Origin of the sequence: Acinetobacter towneri, assembly GCF_001758345.1 — a bacterium.
GTDB lineage: Bacteria > Pseudomonadota > Gammaproteobacteria > Pseudomonadales > Moraxellaceae > Acinetobacter > Acinetobacter towneri_A.
The window spans coordinates 10,609-36,575 of record NZ_MKQS01000008.1 but is presented as its reverse complement, the minus strand read 5'-3'; the positions used below and the strand labels follow the sequence as shown (position 1 = coordinate 36,575).

The 25,967-nt window shown below is 35.4% G+C and carries 14 protein-coding genes and 3 pseudogenes; 2 read left to right on the top strand and 15 right to left on the bottom strand.

The features are described from left to right. Position 1: 1 nt before the first annotated feature. From BJN41_RS06050 to BJN41_RS06040, 3 genes are read right to left on the bottom strand one after another with little or no spacing between them, the layout of a single operon-like run. The gene (locus tag BJN41_RS06050) at positions 2–262 is read right to left on the bottom strand and encodes a phosphopantetheine-binding protein (protein WP_070153991.1); all 261 of its coding nucleotides are present in this window, start codon (positions 260–262) and stop codon (positions 2–4) included. Then, the gene (locus BJN41_RS06045; RefSeq protein WP_070153990.1) at positions 255–1,058 is read right to left on the bottom strand and encodes a lysophospholipid acyltransferase family protein; all 804 of its coding nucleotides are present in this window, start codon (positions 1,056–1,058) and stop codon (positions 255–257) included. Before BJN41_RS06045 ends, BJN41_RS06050 begins: the two co-directional genes overlap by 8 nt. After that, positions 1,052–1,672, bottom strand: coding sequence for a beta-ketoacyl synthase chain length factor (locus BJN41_RS06040; protein WP_070153989.1), 621 nt, complete (start codon positions 1,670–1,672; stop codon positions 1,052–1,054). Before BJN41_RS06040 ends, BJN41_RS06045 begins: the two co-directional genes overlap by 7 nt. A 205-nt stretch (positions 1,673–1,877) precedes the next feature. Here BJN41_RS06040 and BJN41_RS15380 point away from each other — a divergent pair. Continuing rightward, positions 1,878–2,741, top strand: a pseudogene (locus BJN41_RS15380) (IS3 family transposase); the annotation flags it as partial. Here BJN41_RS15380 and BJN41_RS06030 read toward each other — a convergent pair. Next, positions 2,740–3,122 (bottom strand): annotated as a pseudogene (locus tag BJN41_RS06030) (transposase); the annotation flags it as partial. The pseudogenes BJN41_RS15380 and BJN41_RS06030 sit on opposite strands and share 2 nt — an antisense overlap. A 163-nt stretch (positions 3,123–3,285) precedes the next feature. Continuing rightward, complete coding sequence (locus BJN41_RS06025) at positions 3,286–3,951, bottom strand: flagellar biosynthesis protein (RefSeq protein ID WP_070153988.1); 666 nt, start codon at positions 3,949–3,951, stop codon at positions 3,286–3,288. A gap of 223 nt (positions 3,952–4,174) precedes the next feature. Between BJN41_RS06025 and BJN41_RS06015 the strand changes: the two are divergent. Continuing rightward, a pseudogene (locus tag BJN41_RS06015) lies at positions 4,175–5,265 on the top strand (IS3 family transposase). 244 nt (positions 5,266–5,509) lie between these two features. Here BJN41_RS06015 and BJN41_RS06010 read toward each other — a convergent pair. The 10 genes from BJN41_RS06010 to BJN41_RS05965 form a co-directional block, all read right to left on the bottom strand. Beyond that, the gene (locus BJN41_RS06010) at positions 5,510–6,661 is read right to left on the bottom strand and encodes a phosphoribosyltransferase family protein (RefSeq protein WP_081406286.1); all 1,152 of its coding nucleotides are present in this window, start codon (positions 6,659–6,661) and stop codon (positions 5,510–5,512) included. Between the two features lie 3 nt (positions 6,662–6,664). Beyond that, positions 6,665–7,489 carry a histidinol-phosphatase gene (locus BJN41_RS06005; RefSeq protein WP_010115568.1) on the bottom strand — a complete coding sequence of 275 codons (825 nt, stop codon included), beginning with the start codon at positions 7,487–7,489 and terminating at the stop codon, positions 6,665–6,667. Further along, on the bottom strand, positions 7,482–8,510 hold the full coding sequence (locus BJN41_RS06000; RefSeq protein WP_070153985.1) for a 4Fe-4S cluster-binding domain-containing protein: 1,029 nt from the start codon (positions 8,508–8,510) through the stop codon (positions 7,482–7,484). Before BJN41_RS06000 ends, BJN41_RS06005 begins: the two co-directional genes overlap by 8 nt. 506 nt (positions 8,511–9,016) lie before the next feature. Next, positions 9,017–9,685, bottom strand: coding sequence for a hypothetical protein (locus BJN41_RS05995; RefSeq protein WP_010111364.1), 669 nt, complete (start codon positions 9,683–9,685; stop codon positions 9,017–9,019). Then, positions 9,685–12,666: an ATP-binding protein gene (locus tag BJN41_RS05990; protein ID WP_070153984.1), complete on the bottom strand. Its 2,982-nt coding sequence runs from the start codon at positions 12,664–12,666 to the stop codon at positions 9,685–9,687. The genes BJN41_RS05995 and BJN41_RS05990 overlap by 1 nt, the downstream gene beginning before the upstream one ends. A 26-nt stretch (positions 12,667–12,692) precedes the next feature. Beyond that, positions 12,693–16,424 (bottom strand): DUF2357 domain-containing protein, encoded by a 3,732-nt coding sequence (locus BJN41_RS05985; RefSeq protein ID WP_010111359.1) that lies wholly within the window; start codon positions 16,422–16,424, stop codon positions 12,693–12,695. Continuing rightward, positions 16,425–18,899 (bottom strand): hypothetical protein, encoded by a 2,475-nt coding sequence (locus tag BJN41_RS05980; protein WP_070153983.1) that lies wholly within the window; start codon positions 18,897–18,899, stop codon positions 16,425–16,427. Further along, positions 18,892–20,931 (bottom strand): hypothetical protein, encoded by a 2,040-nt coding sequence (locus tag BJN41_RS05975; RefSeq protein ID WP_070153982.1) that lies wholly within the window; start codon positions 20,929–20,931, stop codon positions 18,892–18,894. The genes BJN41_RS05980 and BJN41_RS05975 overlap by 8 nt, the downstream gene beginning before the upstream one ends. Next, a complete protein-coding gene (locus BJN41_RS05970) occupies positions 20,928–24,467 on the bottom strand; it encodes a DEAD/DEAH box helicase (RefSeq protein ID WP_070153981.1) in 3,540 nt (1,179 codons plus the stop codon). Before BJN41_RS05970 ends, BJN41_RS05975 begins: the two co-directional genes overlap by 4 nt. Next, complete coding sequence (locus BJN41_RS05965) at positions 24,442–25,947, bottom strand: protein kinase domain-containing protein (RefSeq protein ID WP_070153980.1); 1,506 nt, start codon at positions 25,945–25,947, stop codon at positions 24,442–24,444. Before BJN41_RS05965 ends, BJN41_RS05970 begins: the two co-directional genes overlap by 26 nt. Positions 25,948–25,967: the final 20 nt, after the last annotated feature.

Genomic DNA, 25,967 nt, shown 5'->3' with positions numbered 1-25,967 from the left:
CTTATGCTGTTTTCTGTGCTTCAACCAAAGCCTCTAAGCTTTGAATTGATTTAAAATGTTCTTTGGTTTCTGCAGACTCTGCATTCAAATGAATGCCATAACGTTTTTTCAATGCCAAGCCTAATTCAAGGGCATCAATCGAGTCCAAACCCAGACCATCGCCAAACAAAGGCGCGTCTGTATTAATGTCTTCAATACTGATGTCTTCAAGGGCAAGGACATCAATAATCATTTGCTTTAATTCATCAGCAAGATTAGTCATTTTGGGATAACTCTTGGTTAAAAAACCACTGTAATTGTTGATTTAATTGACGTACATTTTTTGGATTAACCATTACGTCATCCAATACGTCTTCCACACGGATCGCATCCAAGACTTTCACATGGATATGAAAAGGCTGTTCTGGAATGTGATACCATTTTTCGTTTTTTGTGAGTGTCGAGGGCTTACAGCTAATTAGCACAGGACGAATCGGCACCCCTGCTCTTAGTGCAATATTGGCTGCGCCACGCTGAAACTCATTCAACTTCTCACCTTTGGCCGTCCGTGTTCCTTCAGGAAAGATGAGCAACGAGGCAGCATGGTCTTGTTGTAGTTTATGTACACAGTCCTGAATAAATTGTTCAGAACCCGCATTTAAAATATAGCCCGCACTTTGCACAGGACCTTTGGTAAATGGATTTGACCACAGTGCCTGCTTAACGACACAGTTTGCTTGCTCCATTAAACCAATTAAAACCACCACGTCAATCAGTGTCGGATGATTGGCAATCACCAACTCCTGTTGACTGTTTTTTAATTTCTCTAAACCTTCAACCGTATAAGTCATAATGCCCAGTTTCACCATCATTTCGGTGAAACCTTTAAAACTGTGTTTAATCACCTTTTGAGTGCGCTGTTTTCGGACATCCAGATCAGACGAACTCAGCTTAACCAGAGGGGCAACCAAACCGCCAATCGCCACACCGCCTAAGCCAAAGCTGGCAAAGCTAAATCCTGTCGCCCCAACCCGCCATGCATAGTTGGCTTTTTGCTTGATTCGATTTAATTTCAGCATTTCGTCCACGCTTCAGATTCAGTTTGCTCAGGATTAGTCCAAAACGTGTTAAATGCTAAAGCTTGCTGATAGGCTGGCGTTGCATTCGTATGCTTTGGCGTCAGTATCAAATTTGCAGGCGCTAATGAAATCATCGCTGCCATCGCAAAAGCAGAAAATGGTTGATGCTCGATATACATTTCTGGCAAGGCTTCATCGTAATACACCAGCAAAACATGACCGGCTTCAGGTATTGTTTTTAGCCACGCATAGGCTTCAATCAACCCATCATTCCACGAACCCGCCAAACTGGTCGCAGGGGTCGCATCCTGACATAAAATGGAATAAAGCCCGGAAATTGCATTATGCACCGAGGTTGAAAACTGCGTTGGTGAAGGCGTTTGCTCGCTTAATACATCTTCTAAGATATTTAGTGTTTTTGATTCATCGCCATATTGCGACACCCACACAATATAATCGACTTTGTGTGTATTTAAAGTCTGTATTGCACTATTCATAGCCAGCTTTGCTAGGCGCGATAAGCGCCGGCGTTGCATCGCAGGAATGTGTTGTATAGCTGATAACACTTGATCAATCGAACTTAGATTTAAGTGGGACACGTGGAGTTGCATCATCATGATCAGTAATTAAAAAATTGACAATTATCAGGTGTGTAATTATAACACCGAGTTAAATTTTTCACAAAAAATAACAAAACCATGTTGTTTTCAAAAATAAAACTGTGAAATCCATTCAATTATCAATTGCTGTATGCTGAAAAAACAGGAGGTTTTAACTTGGTAAACTATACATACTCATCAAGAGTTTACCATGAGCTAGAAACACAAGACGTATACAGTAGAACTTAAATCTGAAGCCATCAAAGCATTAGAAGCAAATCAAGGCAATGTATCCGAAACAGTTAGAGAACTCGGCATTTCCATGCAGACCCTTTCGCATTGGAACAATAAGGCAAAGGCAGGGACTTTAGCTGGTACTAAACAGTATTCACCTGACCTAAACGCTTTGCTCGAAGAAAATAAGCAACTTAAACAAACAGCTTAAATCCGCTGAAATGGAACGTAAATTTCTAAAAAAGGCAGCAGCGTACTTTGCCAAAGTACGTCAGTAAGGTACGCCTATATGAAATCGCAAAAACACTGATTGCCGATTATTTTGATGGCACGATTACTTCATGTATTAGTTTCACACTTTTATAATTGGCTAAAACGAGGTGTGAATAAACGATTAGTTCAGCGAAATCAACAAACAAATTTGGTCAAAATAGCGCACAAATAAACGAAACAGAGCTATGACTATATTCGCTTAACCAAGCATTTACAGGCTCAGGTCGTAAAAATTAGTACATATGCAGTATGTCAGATAAAAAAGTTAAATCAGCTGCATTGTAAGTACCACAAACGTTTCAAAAGAACGACGAACAGTGACCATAACTGAGCGATCTACCCAAATTTGCTTGAGCAACAATTCTCAATGATTAAACCAAACCAAGCGTGATTGAGTGATATTACGTATATATGGACGACTGAAGGCTTGTTGTACTTAATAGTTGTAAAAGACGTTTACACGAAACAAGTGGTTGGCTACAGCTTAAATGAGCGTATGACAGCCAAGCTTGTTTGTGATGCATCGAATATGGCTATTCACAATCAAAAACCAGCTAAGGACCTCATTGTACATTCACAAACTTCATGCCTGTAGAGTCTACGAGTAGATGAAGCCCATCACTGTTTTTCTGATAACTAATTGCAATATCAATATGCTTTTGTCTTCTACAAAGCATACTGTAATCTGGTGCTGTCCAATCCAATCCGCAAAGTTTAATTAAGTTTTGAACAAAGCCAGTAACCCTGTGTAAAGTGAGTCTAAATAGAGATTTGATCATCAAATACATTGAATCGCTATGTCGGAGTAAGTTTTACTTAGACCTTATTTGCCTTGCGGTTCTGCATGCCATTGTGTTTTTGGATCGAACCAAATGTCAATATTCCCACGATTAAAGAGTGCTTGGTTATATGCTGACCAATTGGTTGTGCGGTAGATTTTGTATGTAAGCTTCTTCATTTGAAAATTATATTGCTGAAAAAGCCTTTACAGATAGGTTTGTGCAACAAAGCCTATGTGAAGTTGAATGTAGACTGGGAAATCTAACAGATAGATAAAATGATAAAGCTCTTCTAAAAGAGCTTTATTCTAAGAGTCTATAATTTGGATCTAAAATGATTTATTAGGGGGTAACTTTAGGCAAAGATAAAATTAATTTAGCTTCATAGTCATTCAAAACATTATCAATATTTTCAATCCATTTTGTACCATTGGCTACCTGTGCTGATCTAACAACTTTGCTGTAAACGTGAATAGGTTCAGCTGGCGATTTCTTCGTATTGAAGATATCGGTATCAATTTCAGAATGGATTTTAATAGATGCAAATCCTGGCTGGAACCAAGACCAGAATTTATTAATTTTAATATTCAAAACTAGGTCTGCATTCGCCCGATTGGCAGCATTATCTTCAAGAACTTCATAGCCTGATTTCTTAAGTGCTAGAGTTGTACGTTTCTTTAATAATTCAGAAACCGTTTCTTTCTCTAAAAGAATATCACCTAAAGCTTTTCCATAACCGTTACGCTTTCGAGCTACAGCTTTTGCTTTTTCTTCAGCCGTAGCCTTTGCTAAACCACCTTTTAAAGATGGGATATCAGCAGTTGGTGGTTTATCTTGAAAAGACCTTTCATCTTCAACAAGTGCAATAATCACTTTTTTAGAATTACTGGCCTCTTGTGTAGAAACTTGATTAGAGGTTGGAACTTGGATAAGTCCACGAGATGTTGCACATCCTGAAAGTGTAGTGATTAACAACCCAAAAGTTAGTATAAGAAAAAAATGTTTCACAAAAATCCCTCAATATTTATATAGTTAGGTAAAACTTCATAAATATAAAGAAATAGCGCAAAGATTGAAAGATAATTATTCGTATTAGTGGGAAAGTGTTTAAGTTTTGAACCGTACCGGGTTTTTCGGAGACTTTTTTATTTAAGTTAGGCGGTAATCCCCCCTAAAAATAATAGGATCTAAAAGTAGAATTTTCTCTTAAGATACGAGCAGGAGATTCTGCATGAAAACATCTAAATTTACTGACAGTCAGATCATGTCCATCTTGAAACAGGCAGAATCTGGCACACCTGTAGCGACCCTTTGCCGTGAACACGGCATGAGTAATGATACCTTTTATAAATGGCGTGCCAAATATGGTGGTATGGATACATCATTAATGGCTCGACTGAAAGAGCTAGAAGCCGAAAATACCAGACTTAAAAAGATGTATGCGGAAGAGCGATTAAAGRSCGAAATCATCCAGGAAGCGATGGCAATGAGCAGCACTGCTGCGCAAGGGTAAAGCCATCTTGCCGGCGTAAGATGGCACAACAGGCAGTTGCCCAGCATGCCATTAGTATTCGTTTGGCTTGTAAAGCATTTGGCATTAGTGAAACCTGCTACCGCTATCAAGCCAAACTCAGCGATGACAATGCACTCATTGCTGAACAGCTCATTGAACTCACTGAGGAAAATTCCGATTGGGGCTTTGGTTTGTGCTTCTCGTATTTACGGCATGTTGAGAGTTGCTGCTGGAATCACAAGCGGGTTTACCGCATTTACTGTGAGTTGGCACTGAATCTGCGTATTAAACCGAGAAGAAGACTAAAACGGCATGCGCCTGAACCATTGAAAGAACCAATCCGAGAAAATCAGGTTTGGTCATTAGATTTTATGCATGATCAGCTTTCCGATGGTCGCAAGTTTCGATTATTGAATGTGATTGATGATTACCGCCGCGAAGGCCTAGCCATTGAAGCAGGGTTCTCATTGCCCACAATCAGGGTTATTCGTACGTTGAATCAATTGCTGGAGTGCAGAGAAAAACCGTTAGTGATCCGATGCGATAATGGTCCCGAATTTATCAGTCACGAATTTGTGCGCTGGGCTACTGAGCACGGTATTCGTATTGAATATATTCAACCGGGTAAGCCACAGCAGAATGCGTATATTGAACGCTATAATCGGACCATACGTTATAGTTGGCTGAGCAAGCATTTATTTGATACTTTGGATGAAGTACAAGATTATGCAACAAACTGGTTGTGGCATTACAACCATGAAAGACCACATCAAGCTAACAAAGGAAGGCCACCTCTAATGGCTGCTTAACCTCTACTTTTAACTTCGGTTATTTATGGGAGGATTACCCCTAACTTAAATAAAAAAGTCTCCGACAAACCCGGTACGGTTCAATCGGATGCTTACTAGAAATCTAAGACTTGTTGACGTAAATCATTGCAGTATGATTTAGGTATAGAACGAAAGTAATCAAATTTTTACAATTGCAGCAAACTTCGTAGATTAAACTCTAGAAATTTTATAAAACAACGTTGAACACCATTGAAATAATATATTATTGATTAATTATTAAAGGCATTCCTTCTTCATCCAATGTTTTTGTTAAAATTAAATATTTTTTTACCAACTCAATAGATGGTTTACAATTTTCTTCAAGATGAAAATCATTATTTAAAGATGAAATATAAATACTCAGCCAAACTGTATTTTTTACTTTTGGAAGAAAGCTAGGCAGTTGTATAAAATTTTTTCTATCAAAAATCAATCTTAAAGTTCTAAGAACTGGAGTAAAATATTTATAATTCAATAAATTCGCTACATCATCATTTAAATCCTCTGTTATAAATTTTTTATTCAAGTATTCCTCTAGACTAGGATCTATAAAGGCATCTAAAGGATTTAAAATAGCTAAGTATAAGGATTTAAATGATTTGGCACCATTCTGAATACACTCTAATTGCAATTTATCAGCAGTAGAACCTGTAATAAAAATATCATCTCCAAATATAATATTAACATTCCTACTAGCAAAAAAATTACTTGCTGGAATGATATGATCTCTATTTTTTGAGATGCTAATCCTTTCCATTTCACTTAATGAAGCATAATTTTCACAAGGTAAGGCCAGTCTGGGCAGTTTTACATTTATTATGGTTGGGTAATTTTTTAAAGCCAACCAAACATTGAGATTTTTAGAAAAAATTTCAAATAAAATATTGGCAGTTGATGGTGCACTTCTCCAACCAGTAGTTAACAACACAACTTTCTCATTATTTTTTTTTACATTTTCAAAAAACATATACCAGTGACTATTTTTATTTTGTAATTCAGCCACCATGTACTCATATAAAATATTTGAAAAAAATTCAATATCTTTATAGCTACCATATTTTGCTTGACTATACATTTTTGTAAATTTTATTAAATCTTGTCCAGATGCACCGAAAAATTCTCCATTATTCAAAAATAATGAATGAATATAGAAACTATCTGTCATTTTGAAGTATTTATTTATATCAATAATCCCAGAATCTAAAAATGAATACATAATAGATCTAAAATTTTTTATAGACATACTTTTTATTAGGTTTTTTGATATCCAATCAAATATTAAAGTTAGATTGTCTTTATTTTCATTTTTAAAAACATTCCAATCAATAACTTCTTCTTTTTCAATAAGACTTATAAAATCAATTTTACAAACCACAATCTAATCCCTTAATAAACTACTAATTTCTACATGTTTTTTGATTCTATTTTCAAAATAACAAATTTTTTCCAAACCAATTTTATGAGTTGTTAATAAAATATCTTCAATTCCTAAACCCACATCTTCTGGTGTATGTGCATCAGAACCAATTACGAAATCAATTTTATTTTCTACCCCATATTGAATATTGCTTAAACATGGGTAACTCCACTCTCCAAAATACTCCAAATTTGTTGTTGGATTATATTTACTTTTCCTCAATCCCGATGTATTTAATTCATATGCTAGTTTACTCTCCGTTAACAAATCCATTATCTCACAATGGTATTTTTGCAAAACATCACTATTAACCACTCTTAGTAAAATATCAGGATGCCCTATTGAATCAAACTGATTTGATTTTATTAGAGCTTTTACTTGATTAAAATATGAACAAAAAACCTGAGGGTTATTAATTTTATCTAAATCCCATACATTAATGTTTCTATTAACACCTGGTATGTAATGAATGGAACCAATAATATAATCAGGTTTAATAAAATCAATTATTTCTTGGTTGTAATCGAAACAATTTTCAAAATAATCACATTCAAGACCAAGCAATACTTTTATCTTATTAAAATACTTTTCTTTTAAAGATAAAATATTTTCTTTATAGTCACATATTTCATCTTTTCTTAATCTATTAGTTGAATCTAAAAAAAATGGCGCATGATCTGTAATTGTTAATATACTTATACCCTTATCAATAGCAGATATTATAACTTGCTCAATTGATCCACTAGCATGTTTAGAATATGCTGAATGCACATGTGAATCAATCATTAGATGCAATCTCTTTTAAAATATCTGGATACATTTCCAACTCCTTCAWTACCCAATAAGGATTGTTATTTCTTCGTATAATTTCATTTAATATCAAGTTTTTTTCCATAGGTTTTATTAAATCCATAAATGGAATCCTATACAAATTATTAATTAATTTATTGTTTTTAACATGATCTTCCAAGTCACCCCAATCAATATCATCCAGGTTTAAATTACCTAGTTTTATATTTTCAATTCCATAGAAAAAAATGCTGCCATCAGGCTTAATGGTTACATCCATACCATTATTTTCAACATTTATACTACCTAAAGTAAATTTTTTATTTGTTTTAATTTCTATTTCCTTAATATACTCCTTTAAATCTAAAAAATTATTATTTTCTATATTTTCAGGTTTTACTAAGTTTTTATAATCAATTTTAAAAACGTAATTTTCATTAATTATAATTTCATCGGTTAAATTATTTACTTCTTTTATTTTTGCGTGGTATCCAAATTTCATAGCCTCAGTGACTAAAAAATTTCTTGTAAATTCTTTATCAGTATCGATTGATCTAAATGAAAAAGATAGAAGACTTTTAGGATTTTTAATAAACCAATCTATGCTTAATCCATGTGATCTATGTTTTATTTTTTCAAGATGATAAGAGTCAGAGCTTATCCTAATATTACATCTGCTTTTAGATTTCAATAAGATATTATTAGTATCAATAAAAAATTTATACATCAACTCTTTTGGTAAAAAACCGCTACTAATAAATTCAAACTCATTTTTTTTATGAGAAAAATCCAATATACTATGGAATGTTTCTATATTGTTTAGAGGTTCACCTTCCCCACTTATGGATATTTTTTTCACAGCATTATCATTTATTAATCCTTTTAAWTTTTTTTTTGATTTTTCTGTTAAAGTTAAATTTACTCCACCTTTATGTTTGTCAGAATACATGCAAAAAGAACAACCAATACCACATATTTGTGTAATATCTATATATAATAAGTGATCAGTCAATTTCATTTGTTATTTCTCAATTTAAATAAAAAAATCATATAAACCTTTATATATTTAATCTTAATTTCATTAATTAGCTAATTAAAACTCAAAAATAACCAGATCTAGTTTTCATTGAATTAAAATTGTACATCATTTTTTAAATAATTTATAAAATATTGATTTTATAATGCTATTTTTTGATCAAAAGATCAAAAAGCGACCCCGAGAATTGTCAGAAGATTATGTTGCATAGCTAAATCAATAAGGTTTAGTACATTTCTTTAAAAGTTTTTTAGCGCTTCATCAATATAGGCTGAAGACGCCATCAAGTTACGGCACTTCCAAATCGATCAATTATACGCTGAAGGATTGGCCAGTTTTAATCAGTTAATTTGGAGCATGACAATAATCTACCAATTTGCCTGAGAAGTACTACTTCGCAAGAGATCAAAAATCAAATGCAGCCTTGGAACCTAATAGCTGGTGTATCCTGACTTAAATTTTTTGAATAGTCACCGATCTATTGAAATTCAAGAAATTAGTTTATCAACTATTTCTTTTCCCAATACACCACTTAGTCGCTCATCGATCAAATCATAAATACTACGTTGCAAATCAGAACTTAACTCTCCCTTCATAAAACCATTCAAATCAGGTTGTAATTTTGCATTTTCAAATATATCTAACATTGGTTTGAACTTTTCAGGTTGAATCCCAAGGTCAGTAGTAATGCTCCAAAATGTCTCAGGAATATCTATCTCATATTTTTCTTTAATAGTGGCAATAGTCATAGCACTACCAATACAGGCATACTTTAACTTGTCACTATCTGAAAGATTTTTCAAATTTATTCTGTCTTCATTACTCAGTGTTATCTTTTCTCGCAAATAGTCAATATATGCTTGGTTGTTATCAAACTGCTCCGAAGTAGTGCCCTCTTCTACTGCACGTTCAGTACGCATACCAAGTTCATACATATCCACTTCATTATGTTCAGTTGCAAACACTCCTAGCCCTTTACCCACTGTAAGTGCAGCATCACAAATCCTTGCAACCATTGGAAGCCCACCATTGATTGCATCAATCATAACGCGACCTGTAGATATAACAGTTCCACCAATTGCAGAACATGCTGTACCAACTGCACTTATTGCTCCAGATAACAAGGAGGCTCCTGCACTAATTAATCCACCTAACATTAATATTTTCTCCTTGTACTAGTATGAAAATTTTCTTTGCTAACTACTTTAGCATGATCCTTATCACATAAGAGTGGATAACAAGCTTGCAATTTGCTCCGCCACTGAACAATAGATTCACTTTGAGATGGTATATAAAGATGATGAAGTAGATGTTCAATCACCATTGATACAGAACCCAAACGATTCACAGCCATATTTAACATTAATATTAGATGTTGGTGATTTTTCTCATTTCTCTCCTCCATGTATTTTGTATAAGCACTCAATATTTTAATATCTGCACTAAACGATAATTGATCTTGCCATTGTTCAATACTTAGTGTTGATTGTTGAGCTGTTAGTGGTAGTACATGTCGATTGTTTAGTAATTGATAGAACCGCCAAGAACGGTAACGTAGTTTAGGCTCAATTACATCTAATGGAATATCTGCTTGTGTCGTTGAATTAGGCTCAATTTGAGTAAGCACAGCGCTTTTCCAACCTTGACTAAATATAACTGCCTGGCCTGTTTCTAATCTAGATAAATGCTGTTGTTGCAATGGTTCTAATGCCATAGTATTACCTATCGCAACTTTATCATCTTCAGCAAATAACTTATGAACAATCTTTGTATTGGTATTTTTTATTACTTCAGACGTAAGCTTATTAGGAATTTGATCCACAATGATTAGACCTTCACCATATTTACGTACTTCTGCGAGCATATCACTAAACATTTCAACAGCTTGTCTTCGATTACTACTCATTGAAGGATCTGCTTTCGTGAGAAGATGATGTGCTTCCTCTATAAGTGTTAAGTGTCGAAAATTTGGATTTTTACGATGTTCATTTTTTAATACCTGAATAACATTTGTCATAATAAAGGCTATTAGTAACGATTTTTCAGCCCCGTTGCGAATTTCTTCAAGCTCAATAACAACTGGTCGATGTATCAATTCACTAAAGTCAATAGAACGTAATGTGTTAAATATCTGCCCCTTGGCACCGACTAATAATCCTTGTAAACGTGCCTTAATAGAACCAATGTAATCCTGACGTAACCGTTCATCAAACCCCTGTTCCTTAACTACTTGCTCTGAAGCTTCAAGCAAATCTCGTAATATTGGGAATGGATAGCAACCTGGGGCGAAAGGATCAGGATATAAAGGATGTTTAGAAGTATTAATATCCCATCCCATTTTTTCATAGCATCGATAAACAGCAGCTTCTAATACCTGAGGAATCGCGGCCTCCATATCAAATGAGGCCAAAAAACTTGCCTTAATAATATCAACTCGACTTGAGATAGTCTCTCCTGGCATCATTTCTAATGGATTCAATCTTAATGGTGCAATATCATCACGTCCTGGTGTAAATACAAGCAAATCATCATATTCTTCAATTAACATGCGATATTCAGTTTTAGCAGGTTCAATAACCAAAAATTTTGACATGCTTTCTCGTAAGAGATGATGACAAGTTGTTGTTTTTCCACTACCTGTCACACCTGCAACAAATACATGCTTGTTTAAATCATCTCTATTCAGAGCTACTTTTTTATCTTTTAATATACGACCATATTGTACAAGACTACCTAATGGTAAACTCTCTACAACACTTACTTTTGGTGGATTTAATCCGAATGTCACTTGCTCTTTAAGTTCTATCCCAACTACCTCTTCCTGAGGTAAGCCTGCAATTAAACTTAGTTCCTTTGGTGTAACATATGCACCCATCAGAACTTTTCCTTTTAGATTAATACGTGACTTTAAACTATCGAATATATTTAATATTTGATCATTACTATGTCGAGAAATAACTGGAATCTGTAATTTTTTAACACTTCTAACCCATTCTGGTACTGCTGAAATATCTAGCATTTGTAATGGATATTGATTCCCCATATTTCCACTAAAAATTGAGCGTGTAACATCACCTAATCTTAGTAAGCTATGATGAGAATTTGTCAATAAACTTATATTACATATAAAACTGCCACGACTACGGCCATAATCTACTCTTGGTAGTAAGACCTCATCTAAGTAACTCAACCATTGTTGTGCTTGCCTATTGTGGCGTTCTTCAGATATATTTAGTGTTTCACCTTGATTCACTGAAGCATTGTAGTTGCTTCCGCTACTTTTTGATTCATTTTCTCCTTTCGATTCACCTTCAGAGTTGGAATGTGAGCTACCTTCAGTTCCCGATTGTGAGCTATCTCTTCTATTTGCAGATTTTGTTGTGCTTTCATTCCCACCTTTTGTATAACTATTATTTGTAGAAAAACTTGTTCCCCGGCTTTCTCCTTTACTCTCACCCCAACTTACAGAACGACCATTCGTTTTCCCATGCTGAAGTGAAACTCGAGCAAGAGGAGCAAGCACTTCATAACCACGATATAACCATTGCTCTAACTCCATCAATTGTTCCATTGCAACACAAGAAGCTGTTATTGCAAGACAAAAATCACTCCCCGTCATCACATCCACTAACCGATCAATGCCCTGAAAAAAAGCATTTTCTCCTTGAGCTTGATCACCAACTGTTCCTTGTAAGACACCTACATGACGGTATCTCTGCAGTTTGTTAATTAGCTCTGTGCCATTATCTGTTAATTGCTGTATGTGACTTCCTTTAAAGTTTCCTTCAAAGTTAGGTTTTAAAATACTTTCTGAGATATCAGATATAGAAATAACAGGTTTAGAATACATATGGTTACGTGCAATTCCCAAATAAAGTGTTACACCATGTGTTTCTCCTTTGAGTATATAAATTACACTAGCACCAGGATAACGAATACTACTATAAACATTTTCTAGTGCTTCTCGGCGAGGTGCATCAGAAATATGGCTTAAACTATTAATCTGAAAAAAATGGTAGTCAGCAGCCTGTAAAGCATCATTTGGGACTAACCGTTTGGCGATTTCAGCTAAACTCGTCGGGGCAGTTAGCGCTGTTAATAATTTATCAATGGGTTTTGTAATACTCATGTCATTCATGTAAAATTTATTCTTCCTAATAATTATCAGGCATTATTAACTAATTCAGTAATCATGATTTGATCTGCTCCATCATCCCCTGATAGATAAAGTTTTAATGCATATAGTAAGTCTGGTGTACGATGATAGCCCTCTGGTTTATTTACAACTAATTTAACTCTAGCTACTACTTTAGGTTGTTCAAGCTGATATGCGAGTGCCTCACCTTGTTTATCAGTCATTTTTTCAACTGTACTTAAGAGTTGTGTACTTAAATCGCTATTAAGCGCAAACAGCGAACGTATATTTGGATCTTGGCTTTCTCGCGTACGTAATAGTGCTAATAGCAATTCTAGTCGTAAAATAAATGAATTCCATTTAAAGAACTTATCTTCTTTTTTAAGCCATTTAATCTCTTCTAGTAAATGCTCATTTAATCGATAAGTCAGTGTAATTACTTGTTCTGCTGTTAAACGATGAATCACTGCTTTATCACGCCACATAGCTACGGATAAAATTTCAAGCGTAGTTGCACGTGTACCTCCTGTATCATCACTAGGTGCTAAGAGGTTTTCAAGTAATTGTTGTTGCCATAATTCACTTACATCACCTAAAGCATACTTAAATCGTGTATCTTCATTACGGAGTAAATTTTTATCCTGAGAAGCTTGTAATAAATCATTTACTGCAAGAGGCGGCATTAATTTATGGCAGTAACTCAAGAACATTTTAAGTTCGCTTTCAAGAGTTGTATTAATGCCCTGAGTTACTAATAAATCTTGAGCCTGTTTTATGGCCTGAGTCCCTAAACGGGCGAAATCAGTTGACAACTCTGCTGCATCATTAAAACAACGGGATTGGTCACTAAAAATGAGCATAGGAAAACGCCAACGTTTTGACAGGCCTTTTAGATCGTATTCTGAGATTTCTCCTTGCTCACCGATATTTTCTAACGAAGATCTCCCCTCTTTAGTAAATACATCAGCAGAAAAAATTTGTTTTTCTACATCTAAATCTTTAAATTTGCTTTTATGTACAAAAATGCTTTTATGCTGAGGATGCAATTCATAAAATCCAAAATCCTTAGCAGAAACCCATTTAATATCTTGGTAATTAAAATCAAACCTTTTTGAATTTCGTCCGTGTAATTTAAGATGATATATATCATCAAGTTGATTTAAATTCCGTTCAATCCATTCAATAATATTAGTTTCCCTTTCTTTACCAGGGTAGGTAAATAGTTTTTCGAATGTAACTTTCTCAGGAAAAATAGGAATCGCAACTACTTTACTTTCATTATCATCAATCTTTTTACCCCATTGTGCATCCACATGATGAAAAGGTTTTTTTTCACCTATTGGAGAAAAACGTAATTTATAGGGTTGTTCATCGCCATAAGTATAAGTGAGTGTTAGTTTACAGTCGCAGGGCATTTTAAGTGGTTGTCTTAGCGATAACAGTAATGAAAATATCTGTTTATGACTATTTTTACCTTGATAAATAGTAAAACGTATCTCTTCCTTATCTGGTGGCAACGTAAAGGGAGTTTCTATTGGAATATTGATCGCAACACCACGCTCTGGTTTAACCGAAGTACGAGTATCAACAAAGTAAAAATTTTGCTCAATACCTTGCACGGGTAAACGGGCCATCAATGGAGGCAAATGATCTTTCCAAAAGATCTTATGTGGCGCTAAAAATTGCTTTTCTAATAAAATTTGTGACCCTAAAAGAGGATCACTAGCTAACCACTGTGTAGATTTGATTCCATTTTGTTGTTTGATTGCTGTAGAAACTGAAAGAAAGTATGTTTTTTCTTCTTTTTTCTGTAATACAGAGGTTTCTTTCAATAAAACATCAAAAATATCAATATTTTCTACTTTAATTCCAGCTGGTACACGATACCAGTTCTCACCATCATGTAGTACTAGCTGTGCCTTATTTAACACTATTTCGCTATAACTATAGAGTTGAATAAATTTCTTCGCTATATGATGAGGTAAGCCAGAATTAACTAAAGCTTGCTGTAATAACTGTTGTTCACCTTGTTGAGAAAGCTTAATAGATGGGTGCCTTTCAAGGTAAGTCTCTCCAATCTGTTCGCCGCAACGATAATATACAGGCGTAGCATAAATACCGACTTGGTCTGAACTTAATACCATAATCAAATCATTAGGTTTAAAAATTTTTTTATCCAATAAAGCATAGACTGCTGCAATACTTATTGGTAATGGATTTACATTACTAAAATTACGATTAATTTCTCGGCGTAAATCACTCGTTTCAAAGTCACTATGGTGATCTCTCACCAAGTAATGCATCCCTTTATTTACTCGAATTTGAGTCGTTAATAACGTTGCAAAACTATTCAACTGATAATTATAGAGATCACTATTATTAACCTGAGCTAATTCTTTCGTGCTAAATACACATTCATGATCTGATAATGATAGGCTTTGACTACAGTCTAAGCCTGATGCATCAAGAAAATTTGGTCCTATCCAACCTACTTTATCATTACTTTTAAATTTATAACTAGCACCATCAAACATTACTGAGACAAAGTCACTCGATATCTGAACTTGTGGATTTTTCTTCAGCTTAAGTCCTCTATCACCTTGTAGTAAATCGTTAACAAGTCTTTTAGCCACTCTAGAAAAATTTCTTGGCATCGCTCTTTGCCAAGAAGTATTTAAATCAGCACTATCAACATTAGAATTGACTTTTAAATCAATCAAACCATCTACACATCGGAACTCTATTCGCCAAGTCTGTGTTTGCTCTGCTCTCACTCGACGCTGTATTTGGATATCACCATCAATTGTGAGTGACAATAGCAATTCGGCATGAGGCATTATTTTTGCACAACTCTTTGCTACATTATTACCAAGATCGAGAACCAAAACCTCAACTAAATTTTCTTCTTCCGTATGTTTAACAGCTGGGCTTGCTGATAAATCATCAAGCTTAAAGTCCCAAGCCTGATCTAATACTAGACAATTTTCTATACTTGCGAGTTGCTTAAGTAATTCACTAAATAGATTAAAACCAGAAGCGATACCATTTTTTTGTTGGCATTCACAATCATCTTCTAGGCGATTTAACAATCGCCATGATCGCCAAACTTTTCTATATTGTTTATCTTGTAATAATACATTGTTAGGTGGCATATGCTGCCATGGTTTAATCGCAAGAAACTCCTCCTGTCGTAAAATTTTCTGTATTGAATCAATAAAAGTCTCTTGCTGCTCTGTTAATTTGAAATTCGCTGCTTGCCGATCTAAGAGTAAACCTAAAGCACGAATTAAGAATGTTTTTAACAAACGATTTTCAAGCGTATCAAAGCTCATCTTACGCGTAGCAGCTAAAATATGCGGATTAGCTGCTAATTTTTCACGCAGATTATTGCCAGGTTTACGACTTAACCACTGCAAAGAACGGCTATCGAGGCGTTGTGCTAAGTAAACTGGGGTCATCTCATGAACTCTATTAATCGTTTGTCGAGGCATAATCAGAATATTGTTAATAGCATCAACAGCATGATCAATTAGATAAGTAAAACGATCCTGTAATTCAGTATTTTCGAGTGCATGGCCATCGTGACTTAACCAATGACTCATTCGTTGTGGTAATGCTTCACCTGTGAGCGGATCAAAGGTAAGATTAACCAAGTAGAAATGCTGTCCCTGTAATAATTGCTGTGCAATAAATTCCTGTGCTGTATAGCGACCGTATAGTTGCCCAAAGTCGTTCAACTTTTCATTTGCAAAGTTGATCATTTAGACTCCTTGTACCGACTCTTGCTGAACGTTAGTTTTTTGATCTGATGACACCGTAGGGGTTGCTAGCTTAAATAGTTCTTGATAGCGTTCATTGCTCTGTTCATTGTTCAAATAATCTGCACTTACCCAATTAAATTGCCCATGTCCTATACGCATCGCCTTATCAAAATCATCAAGAATATCTAACTTTTCTTTAACTAAAATTTCGCGAATTGGATCTAAGCAATGCTGTTTGGCATATCCACGTGTCTCTATCCCACGTAATTTAGGCATTACCTTCTGTACTAATTGATCCTCAAAGGCAAACTTTAGCGCCTCTTTATATTCATCAGGGTATTGCTGTGCATCCAATCCTATAACCAATGGATGATTCACCATATAATATTCAATTGATTGCCAAACACGATGTCCTAATGCTTTCCCATCAGCCCCCAAACAATTATTAATATTTTCAATTAATTGCTTATAAGGTTTTACAATCTCATCTGATAAGCTACTTTGTTTATTAATCCAACCCCACCAAATGCTCATTGGGAGTAAATTTGCTTGTTCAGGCAATGCTCTAAGTTTTTCACGACGATGCAATGAAGTTGGACGAGGGAAGTAGATTGAAGTACCTCGGTCAATCACCTTATCTGATAATGATTTAGTCGTTTCATCTTGGTTCATAGTACCTGCAAACAATAAGTTACGACCAAGAGATAATTTATAAGGATCTATATTAGAACCTAAATTAATATCGATGTAAGGTAGATCATTATTTTTCGCAGCACGGCGTTGCTCTAACTTACTCAGAAAGTCGGCAAAGTAAAGTTCAACATGAGCAAGGTTCATTTCATCAAGTAATACCAAACTTACAGTATCTTCAAGACCATTATAATTATCTTCTGAGTTTTCACTGTCTGTTATTAACTTCTCACGACTTTGTACAAGAAAATTCAGCATCGGTTGAGCTTCATAACTATTACTGATCGAGTTAAAATAGCCCAACATTGATTCTTGTGAATCCCAATTTGGTTGTACAGGCACATTAATAAAATTTATCCCCCCAAAACGGCTATATAACTTAGGTAACTCAGATTTACCTGTACCACTCACACCGGCTAAGACTGTTAAAGGTGACCATTCAGCAATTTTGAGTGCTGTATGGAAGGCACATAAAATACGGTTTGAAAAATGTAGCCCATAGTCATCAATCTTTGACCGAATAGTTTCAAGCCAGTCTAGTTCATTAATAGATTTTTCTTGACGACGTGGCACAAACTTTTCAATATGAGGACGCTTAATATTTCTAAGCCGTGCCTTAATATCTGCTGGATCTTTATAAGATGGACTAACTCGATCCAAGGTCTCTTTTAATTTATTATTATCTGCAATAACTGCCTCATATCTTACTTCAAGACTATTAAACTTAGTTTGCAAACGTTCTTGGTCATATTCTAACTGCTCTTGAGTATCCAAATTTCGTTGCAGTTCGCGTTTTTCGTCCTGTAGCTTCTGATTAGCTTGCTCTAGCTTTGCAACTTCAGCACGATGGTTATCGTAATATTGCTCTGGTTCCTGACTTAGGCGTTGGAGCTCTTCACGCAATACTTTTAACTCTTCATTCTTAGTCGTAAGATCGTGCAACACCTCCTCTGCTGAGCGGTCACCTAACAGTTTTTTAAGCTCATCATAGGCACTATACAATTCTTCTTGCTGTTTAATACGATCTAACAAACGCTGTTTATCTGATTCAAACTGTTTCTCATTTTGTTCAAACTCCTGTAAACGGGTCTGAATACGTTCTGCAATTTTTTGCTCAAGAGAATCTTGTAATGCATCGACTTTTACTCGATCAAGTTTTACATCATTTTGGTCAGTAATTAACTTAGCTTGCTTTTTATCAAACTCTTGTTTGCTTTTTTCAAGATCATCTCGACGCTGCTGAATCTCTGTTTCAAGCACCTTAAAACATTTTTCACGCTGCTCTTGAATCTCCTTATCTAATTCAGCTCTTGCTTCAGAGCGTTTCTGTTGTAATTCTCTCTGCAAATTAGCTCTTTGCTCTGCAAAATCACCATCAACGATTTCTTGCACTCGATCAAGTCGCTCACGTTCTGCTTCTAACTGCTGCTGTTGATTTGCTACATCTTGTAACTGTTGTTTCAACTGTAGTTTTGAATCTGCAAGTTGTTGATCACGCTCCGCAAAAATTTTGTCTCGAAGAGCCGGTAAACCTTGCTCTATTTCTAACTGCCGAACCTCTTGTTGTTGATGGCGTGTTTCAAGTTCAAGACTACGAGCATGATTATCCTCTTCCTTTTTAATAGCAGCCTGTTCACGCAATTTCACAAATTGAAGTTGGCGTTCTACTTCTTTTTGCCCTTCTATTAATTCTAGCTTTTGCTTTGCCAGCTCTTCTTTTTGCCCTGATAACATCTGAGTATTTTCAACCTGATCTTTGTCATGCTGTTGCTGTTTTTTATCCACAATATTGCTCCATTAAAATCTTAATTAATTTAAATACCGCTTTTTCAATTTCTTTTAAAGTTTCATGCTGACCTAAAATTGGACCAGAATGCCCCCGTATCTTGATTAAATGATCTATCGCTGTGATTAACTTCTCAGCAAATGGAAATTCTTTTCTCTGCTGATCCGTAATCTGTGCCCAAAAAGCAATAAAATTTGCACCAAGAGTTGTATTACAACCATTAAGTGACTGCTGCACTTTATTTGAGTTAGTTTTGCTAATTTGTTTAGCACCTAAAGTTACTAACTGACTTTTTATAAATTCGATGTCATTTGCTTCATTTACATCGAGGGACTGACACGCTTGATAGAAAGCATGCTGTAAGGCACCTGCTAAAGCATTTGTTCTATCTCTAGCATCCTCTAAATTGGCAAATACTAAAGCATCAAATAACCCTTGATAAACACGCTCATTCATTACGCTACGCATTATTCCAAAATGCTGATTTAACTTATAGTTAGCTTCACTTCGGATATCCTCTTTAAGCCAATTAGGGGTAATTTGCTCTGATACTTGATTATCATTACTCTTCAACCAATCTGATACAATTTCACGTATTCGCTCTACAAGCTGATGAATAAATTCAATTTGCTCAAAACCAAGTTCATTACGCACAGTATTCGCATCCTGATGATCAATCGGATTTCGCCAACGGCGCAATTTAGCGATATCATTTAATAACTCTGGGTAGGCTTTAGCGAGCCCTCTCATGGGTTGCTGTTCATCATTCCTTGCTAAAAGCAAATGACAAAATAATAAGGCTGACATTTCAGGTTGCTCTGCCTTGAGATAAATAATACTACCCTTATTTGTCTTTAGTAATTTATTAACAAGCTTGCCATCTTTAAACTTAAAACCCATCTGTAATGCGATTTTCTCTGCTTCATTCGCATTGCGCTGTGGATCGCTCGAAAGTTCAGAAATACAGCGTTCAAGCTTAGAAAATGCATAACATTCCGCTAGCATTTTCTCAATCTCGTAATAGCTCTTTCTCACAAAAGATAATAAATTATTTTCGTATTCAGACTGATCGATAGAATTTTTTACTTGGCTGTTCTTTAACTCCTCGTAAATCTTAGCTAGTGATTTTGATTTTTGCATACCCTTAAGTGGATAGTTTTTTCGGCTTTTTTGATATAGGATTTCATATGCTGTTTTAATAGATAAATTACTATCATGATTCTTCCTATTATTAAAACCTCTCGTAAATCTATCCTGAATACCTGAACGAAAACCATCACTTACATATAAGGAATATGTACCAGACACCATAAAAGCATAACAATGTAGATAAACTAATTCACCATCCGAATTGACTGATATAGTCCCCTTACTTGTAATAAAACCATCCCGATGAGTATTGCTAGAAGACAATGCTACTTTTTTTCTTTGCTGTCGAGAACGTTTAATAATATCAATTACATCACGCTCATTAGGCGCATTTTTAGAAACTGTTTCACTAAACAGGGGGATTGCTCTTATTGGTGTAGGATTACCTACAGTCCCTTGCCAAAACTCAACTAAGCCATCATCATTTGCTTCAACATTAATTGATGTTATTTCACCACGAGTGATTATTGGCAACCAACAGTGATTAATTAAATCAAAATATACACTTGCACCAATAACCTGTGTTTGATTATTATTAATTTGATCAAGGATTTGTTCACCTGCAGGTGTTAATCTCAATCTATCGGTGATTAAGTCTAATTGCTGTAATTTAAGGCTTAGAAACTCTACAAGGCTAGACTTGCCATCCTCATTCGTAAGCCCCATTTTTTGGCTTAATCTCTCTAGATCACTTTCTCCCTCAGCTAATAAACGTAATAATGTACTCTCAAATAGATTTAAGTCTTGATCTGCTTTCGCTTGTAATGAAATCGCAAAACGTAAGCATGGCCATAAAATATCCTGCGTCGCTTTAGCATGATATTGAGCAATAGAGTGTGGCTGATGCAATACCTTAAATAATTTAGGGATATGTAGATTCATGTAAGCAATACTCCTTGCGCATGATTCTTACACAGCTCATAAAATGCTTTTAATTCAGGTACTGACTGTTCCGCTATGGGTGCTTGAATCAACTGACTATCACCGACAAGAATCAATGCCTTTTTCTGTCGTGTTACAGATACACATAATCTGTTTTTAGACATCAGGTGACCAAATACTTGTTCTTGTTGCTTTGCTGAAAAATTACGATCTTTCAGAAATTGTGAGTTTTGTGATTGAGAACGAACCATTGATAAAAAGACTACATCGAATTCCATACCTTGAAAAGAATCTACAGTACCAATCCGTAGACGCTCTTCTATAGGTTTGCCTGCATGATCAAAAAGCATTTGATAGTGTTTAGTAACAACATAATTTCCGGCTTCATCTTGTTCAGTAATTTGGTATTTCGCAAGTGCTTTCATTACTTCATTTACTTGAGCTTTATAAAAAGAAATCACACCAAAACTAAGATTTTTACCTTGTTCACTATCAATCCATTGCTTTAATTTCTTAGCAATCATCTCTGCTTCAGCCTTTCTAAATCGGCTCTTACTGGCATTACGATCCTCATTCCCCAGCCGTGCTGGTGCATCTATCCATATAGCTGCTTTATTTTCTATCCCTTCAAGTTGATGAGAAAATTTACTGGCTGGTAGAGGTGATTCATACCCTTCCCCATACAGCTTATAAAATTGATCACTAGCAAATTGTCCTAATAAAGGATGACTACGATATTGTGCATCTAACGTGATCGTTCTAGGAATGCCATCTTGTTGCTCCAATTGCTTAGCACGATGAAATAAATATTGGAACATACTACTTGTTATATGCTGATTAAATTTTTCTTTTATATCCTCATGGATATCATCTGACTCCTGCTCCATCTGCTGCAATAAAGCTTCATCAACAATATGTGGTAGTTGACGATGATCACCAACTAAAATAATACGATCTTTTGCTTGCACCATAGGAATCATCAGATCTCGGGGGCTAGCACGAGCAGCTTCATCAATGATCACCGTGCTATACTGCAGATAACCTTTTCCATCGCCACTTTTTGATTTAAAACGACGAATGACTTCGCCCTCAGATTGCCCTGTTGTCGCCCCATAAACTAAATTGTATTCTGCTAATGCTTCTTGCACTAGATGCGGATTACCCTCTAAATCACTCAAATAATCTATTAAGGCTCTATTTTTAGATTCATTACGACTACGATCTTGCAGCAAATCAAGTGTACGTTGTATTGCTAACTTCACATCTTCTCTAGCTAAGTTGCGTTTGAGTTGAGGACGTGGTGTAAACTGCTTTAATAATTGTTGCTTTACTTCTTTTAATTGAGGTAAAAAATCTAGATTATTTTTTGGTTGCCAAATCATAGCTTGTTGTAATATATCTAAATACTTTTTCTCAATAGTGATCTCTTCCTCATCCAACCAAGCCATTAATGCTGCAACTCTCTGCACCCCATCATCCTTAAATGCTGGTTTTGATAGCCGTAATGCACGTAAAAATCTTATGCCATCGCTCTCACCTAAATGCTGACTATTCAGTTCAGTACCAAGAATCTTTAATAAACTTATCAACTCAGCACTATTTGGTATTCCAATTAATAATGCTTTTGCTTTGTTCACTAATCGTAAAGCTGCACTGTCACTTGGTGTTGTCGCATACGCTATAGCTTCATTTTCAAGCTGTAAATAAGCAATACTTTCTTTCAACTCAGGCACATGCTGATAGATGTTTCCAACAGTTTTCAATCGCCATTCATCTAATTTAATATCAGTAGCATTATTTTGTTCTTTCTCACCTGAACGCTGCCCAAATTTAATTGCAGGCAAGTCATTTACTGATAAACGATTTAATAGATTCTCAACCGCATCATGCTGATAACCTGAAACCAAAATATCACCCTGTATTGACTTACTCTTATCCAATTCCTGATTAAGACGTTCTATAATGGCGGTGATAACAGTCGTTTTACCCGTCCCTGGTGGCCCTTGAATAATCATGATATCAGGAGTATTCAAAGCAAGTTTAATCGCTTTTTCTTGAGTCTTAGTTGGTGGATTTTTAGGAAATATTTTAGTTTTAACAAAACTCGATAATGGTTTTATTTCAGGACGCTGAACACGTCCACTTGGTAATCTAGCATCTTCCTCGATAAGCAATCCTAAATGAGGCATCGCACTTTTACCCTCAATAATTGCATTACGAGCTGCCATCCGTCGCTCAATCTGCACTTGATCACCCATAATAGATTGTACAATAATCATTTTAGTCGACGGTATATCAACTCCTTCTACAATAAGTCGATTTTGCTCAACTTTAACAATTTTTAAAATTTGGCTTGGCTCATTAGCTACTGATGCCACATTATCTTGGTACTCAGCATCTGTACTCACTGAATTAGATTGTTGATCCCAATTTGAAAGATTGCTATCAAAGCCCTTTTTTTGTTTATAGTCCTCAAGTAATTGTGAACTAAATGTCTGCCAATCCATCTCAGGATCTTCGAGATAAGGAACCGAGGTTTCAGGGCTCATCATTAACAATGCATCTTGAGTTGTTAATAAAGTGCGTAGATCTCTATTCAAATAAATAGACATCTGTCTACCAAACGCACCATAGACTTCACACTGTTCAGGCATCACTTCTATGCAACCAATTTCTCTAGCACGCTTAAGTAACTGTTCACCCTCTGTACTTCCATATTTATCCCAAGTGGCTAAATATCCTTTTTGATTTGTAATAATTTTACGCATCTGCTGAGAAGCAAGAGAAGCCACCTGTTTTTGTTGTTCGCTAAAACTGAGCTGTAATCTCACCAAACGAAGTGCACGTGTTGAAGTTGAACAAGCACGACTCACGAGCTTGCGTACCCCTAAATAATCAAAATCTACTGCAGAATATTGTTGTACTGCCAATTGCAAATTATTGCCCAATAAAACTAGACCATTTTTAATTTTTTGCTGTGGTTCTTTATTAGTCAAATTATGATTATCTTCATTTTTTTCAATATACTTAAGTTGATCTAGTGCGCTTTCTCCCAACATCACAATTGCATACTGTTGCTCTAACTCATCAGATAGGCTAAAACTACAATATTGTTCAAGCGCTACTTGAATAGTCTCGAAACTCTCACCTAAACCTACAGATTTTGCTTGTTCTAATGTTCTCGGGTCTAATACAATATCAATTGGGCCTAGTTCAATTTCAGAACCATTAAAGGACACCATTGCCAACTCAAGCTGTACACTATCTTTAGGCCAATCCTTTTGTTGATGTACTCGACTGATCTCAATCAGATTAGCATTCGCTCGATCAAACCCAAGTACTATCTCATTAAATAAAATAGGCTCACGCAAAGTAATCGTAAATAATTTTCCATGAATAACTAGCTGTAACTGACCCGTTCGTGAACTCAAACGTAACTGGCCTAAATCTCCTTGTTTAAAAGAAATTCCTTTACTATCTAGCGGTTCTATCCAAAAAAGATGATTTATTTCAATATTGAGTTGTTTGAATCGCATTATTTTCCTTAACCTTAATCTCAATAATTACCGAGTAAGGAGCATGTAGATATAACTGTACACCTTCCTCTATCTGCTGCTCATTCAAAAACCATTGGTTCGTTAATTGCTGAACATGATTATTATCCAGAATATCTACTCGTACATCCTCTGCTGAAACATAGAGAAACCTATCCTGATCAAATTGATTCACCTCAATCATTGGCATATTGTGTTGATCTATATCAAAATCACCAGATATCCGCCGTGGTAGTTGGATATTTTGACCATCAATAAAAGGAGTAACCCAAGTCCAAATTGGATCACTTACCCCCTCTGATGTATAAAAATAACTAGTAGCGACCAAAAGTTTTGAATGATGTTCATTACAATATGGACAAGACTGTGTATCATTTGTAGATTGATAATAAAAACTCATACCACAATGGCATTGAATAGAACTATCTGCTGCTTTAGCCAATAGCCTCGGTAATGAGTGAAGACTCGGACGTTGCCAAGGCTCTTTACGTCCTTTTCCGAACATTCTTTGAAAAAAATATAGTACATCGGGTGTTAAAACCAACTCAGCAGGTAATCCATTGACTCGTGAATTACTATTGTCTTCAGCATCAAATATAAACGGAAGCTCGCCTTGTGCTGCTTGAACTTCTAAATTAGGCTTACTACTTTCTGAATCGTCTGTTGCCCAGTCATCTTCATCACCTACGACATCACTAAAAAGTTGTCCTTCAAAAGCATTAGACATCGTGAGCATTTTAAATGCTAATAATGCTAATGAGTAAGTATCACTAACAACTCTACCACCATCAATACCTTTAACTATCTCCGGTGCACCATATTGTGGAGTGATTACACCAGACTTCGAACTTACCCCTTCAAAGCGCAAATTATCCGCATCTATCATCCACACTTCACTATGCTCTGGCTTAGTTGAGCAGTAAATATTATCTGGAGAAATATCCATAAATATCACTCCTACACTATGTAATCTTAATAACTCGATAGAAGTCTGGCTCAATAGTTCTAATCTTCTCTTAGTACCGCCAGTGTTAGCATACATAGCCAATGAGTAAGCAACTTCTAAAGGAACTTCTTCACTCAACCAACTAGGACGAGTGAAAGTTTTAGCAAGTTGCTTATTCAAAATTTGCGGCAACCATTTTCCTATCGGTTGCATATCTTGCATCATCTGCATCACATAACCAGCCTGCCCTTCAAGCAAATAAAGTGGTCTCGTAATATGCATTTTATTGGTTAATGGCAACAGATAGAGGTTTTCAAACCGCTTTTGAAAATGATTGATTTCTTCCTTATCCGTTATTTCTTTACCATTTTTCAGTGGCATTTTAACTAACAACTCGGAATCTGCTGTTCTATATACAACCCCTTGTCCACCTTTTCCTAACTCTTTTTTCAGCTCATGCCATTGAGATAATTGATCTTTCACCCGAGTAAGTTTTTGTTCTTTTTGCTGTTGCATATAAAGCTTCCCCTGTAGCT

Bases quoted from the DNA above. Each gene is read 5' to 3' on its own strand.
- BJN41_RS05975 (WP_070153982.1), bottom strand. From the start codon at position 20,931: ATGAATCTACATATCCCTAAATTATTTAAGGTATTGCATCAGCCACAC.
- BJN41_RS05995 (WP_010111364.1), bottom strand. From the start codon at position 9,685: ATGTTAGGTGGATTAATTAGTGCAGGAGCCTCCTTGTTATCTGGAGCA.
- BJN41_RS06040 (WP_070153989.1), bottom strand. From the start codon at position 1,672: ATGATGCAACTCCACGTGTCCCACTTAAATCTAAGTTCGATTGATCAA.
- BJN41_RS05985 (WP_010111359.1), bottom strand. From the start codon at position 16,424: ATGATCAACTTTGCAAATGAAAAGTTGAACGACTTTGGGCAACTATAC.
- BJN41_RS05970 (WP_070153981.1), bottom strand. From the start codon at position 24,467: ATGCGATTCAAACAACTCAATATTGAAATAAATCATCTTTTTTGGATA.
- BJN41_RS05965 (WP_070153980.1), bottom strand. From the start codon at position 25,947: ATGCAACAGCAAAAAGAACAAAAACTTACTCGGGTGAAAGATCAATTA.
- BJN41_RS06050 (WP_070153991.1), bottom strand. From the start codon at position 262: ATGACTAATCTTGCTGATGAATTAAAGCAAATGATTATTGATGTCCTT.
- BJN41_RS06045 (WP_070153990.1), bottom strand. From the start codon at position 1,058: ATGCTGAAATTAAATCGAATCAAGCAAAAAGCCAACTATGCATGGCGG.
- BJN41_RS05990 (WP_070153984.1), bottom strand. From the start codon at position 12,666: ATGAATGACATGAGTATTACAAAACCCATTGATAAATTATTAACAGCG.
- BJN41_RS06005 (WP_010115568.1), bottom strand. From the start codon at position 7,489: ATGATTGATTCACATGTGCATTCAGCATATTCTAAACATGCTAGTGGA.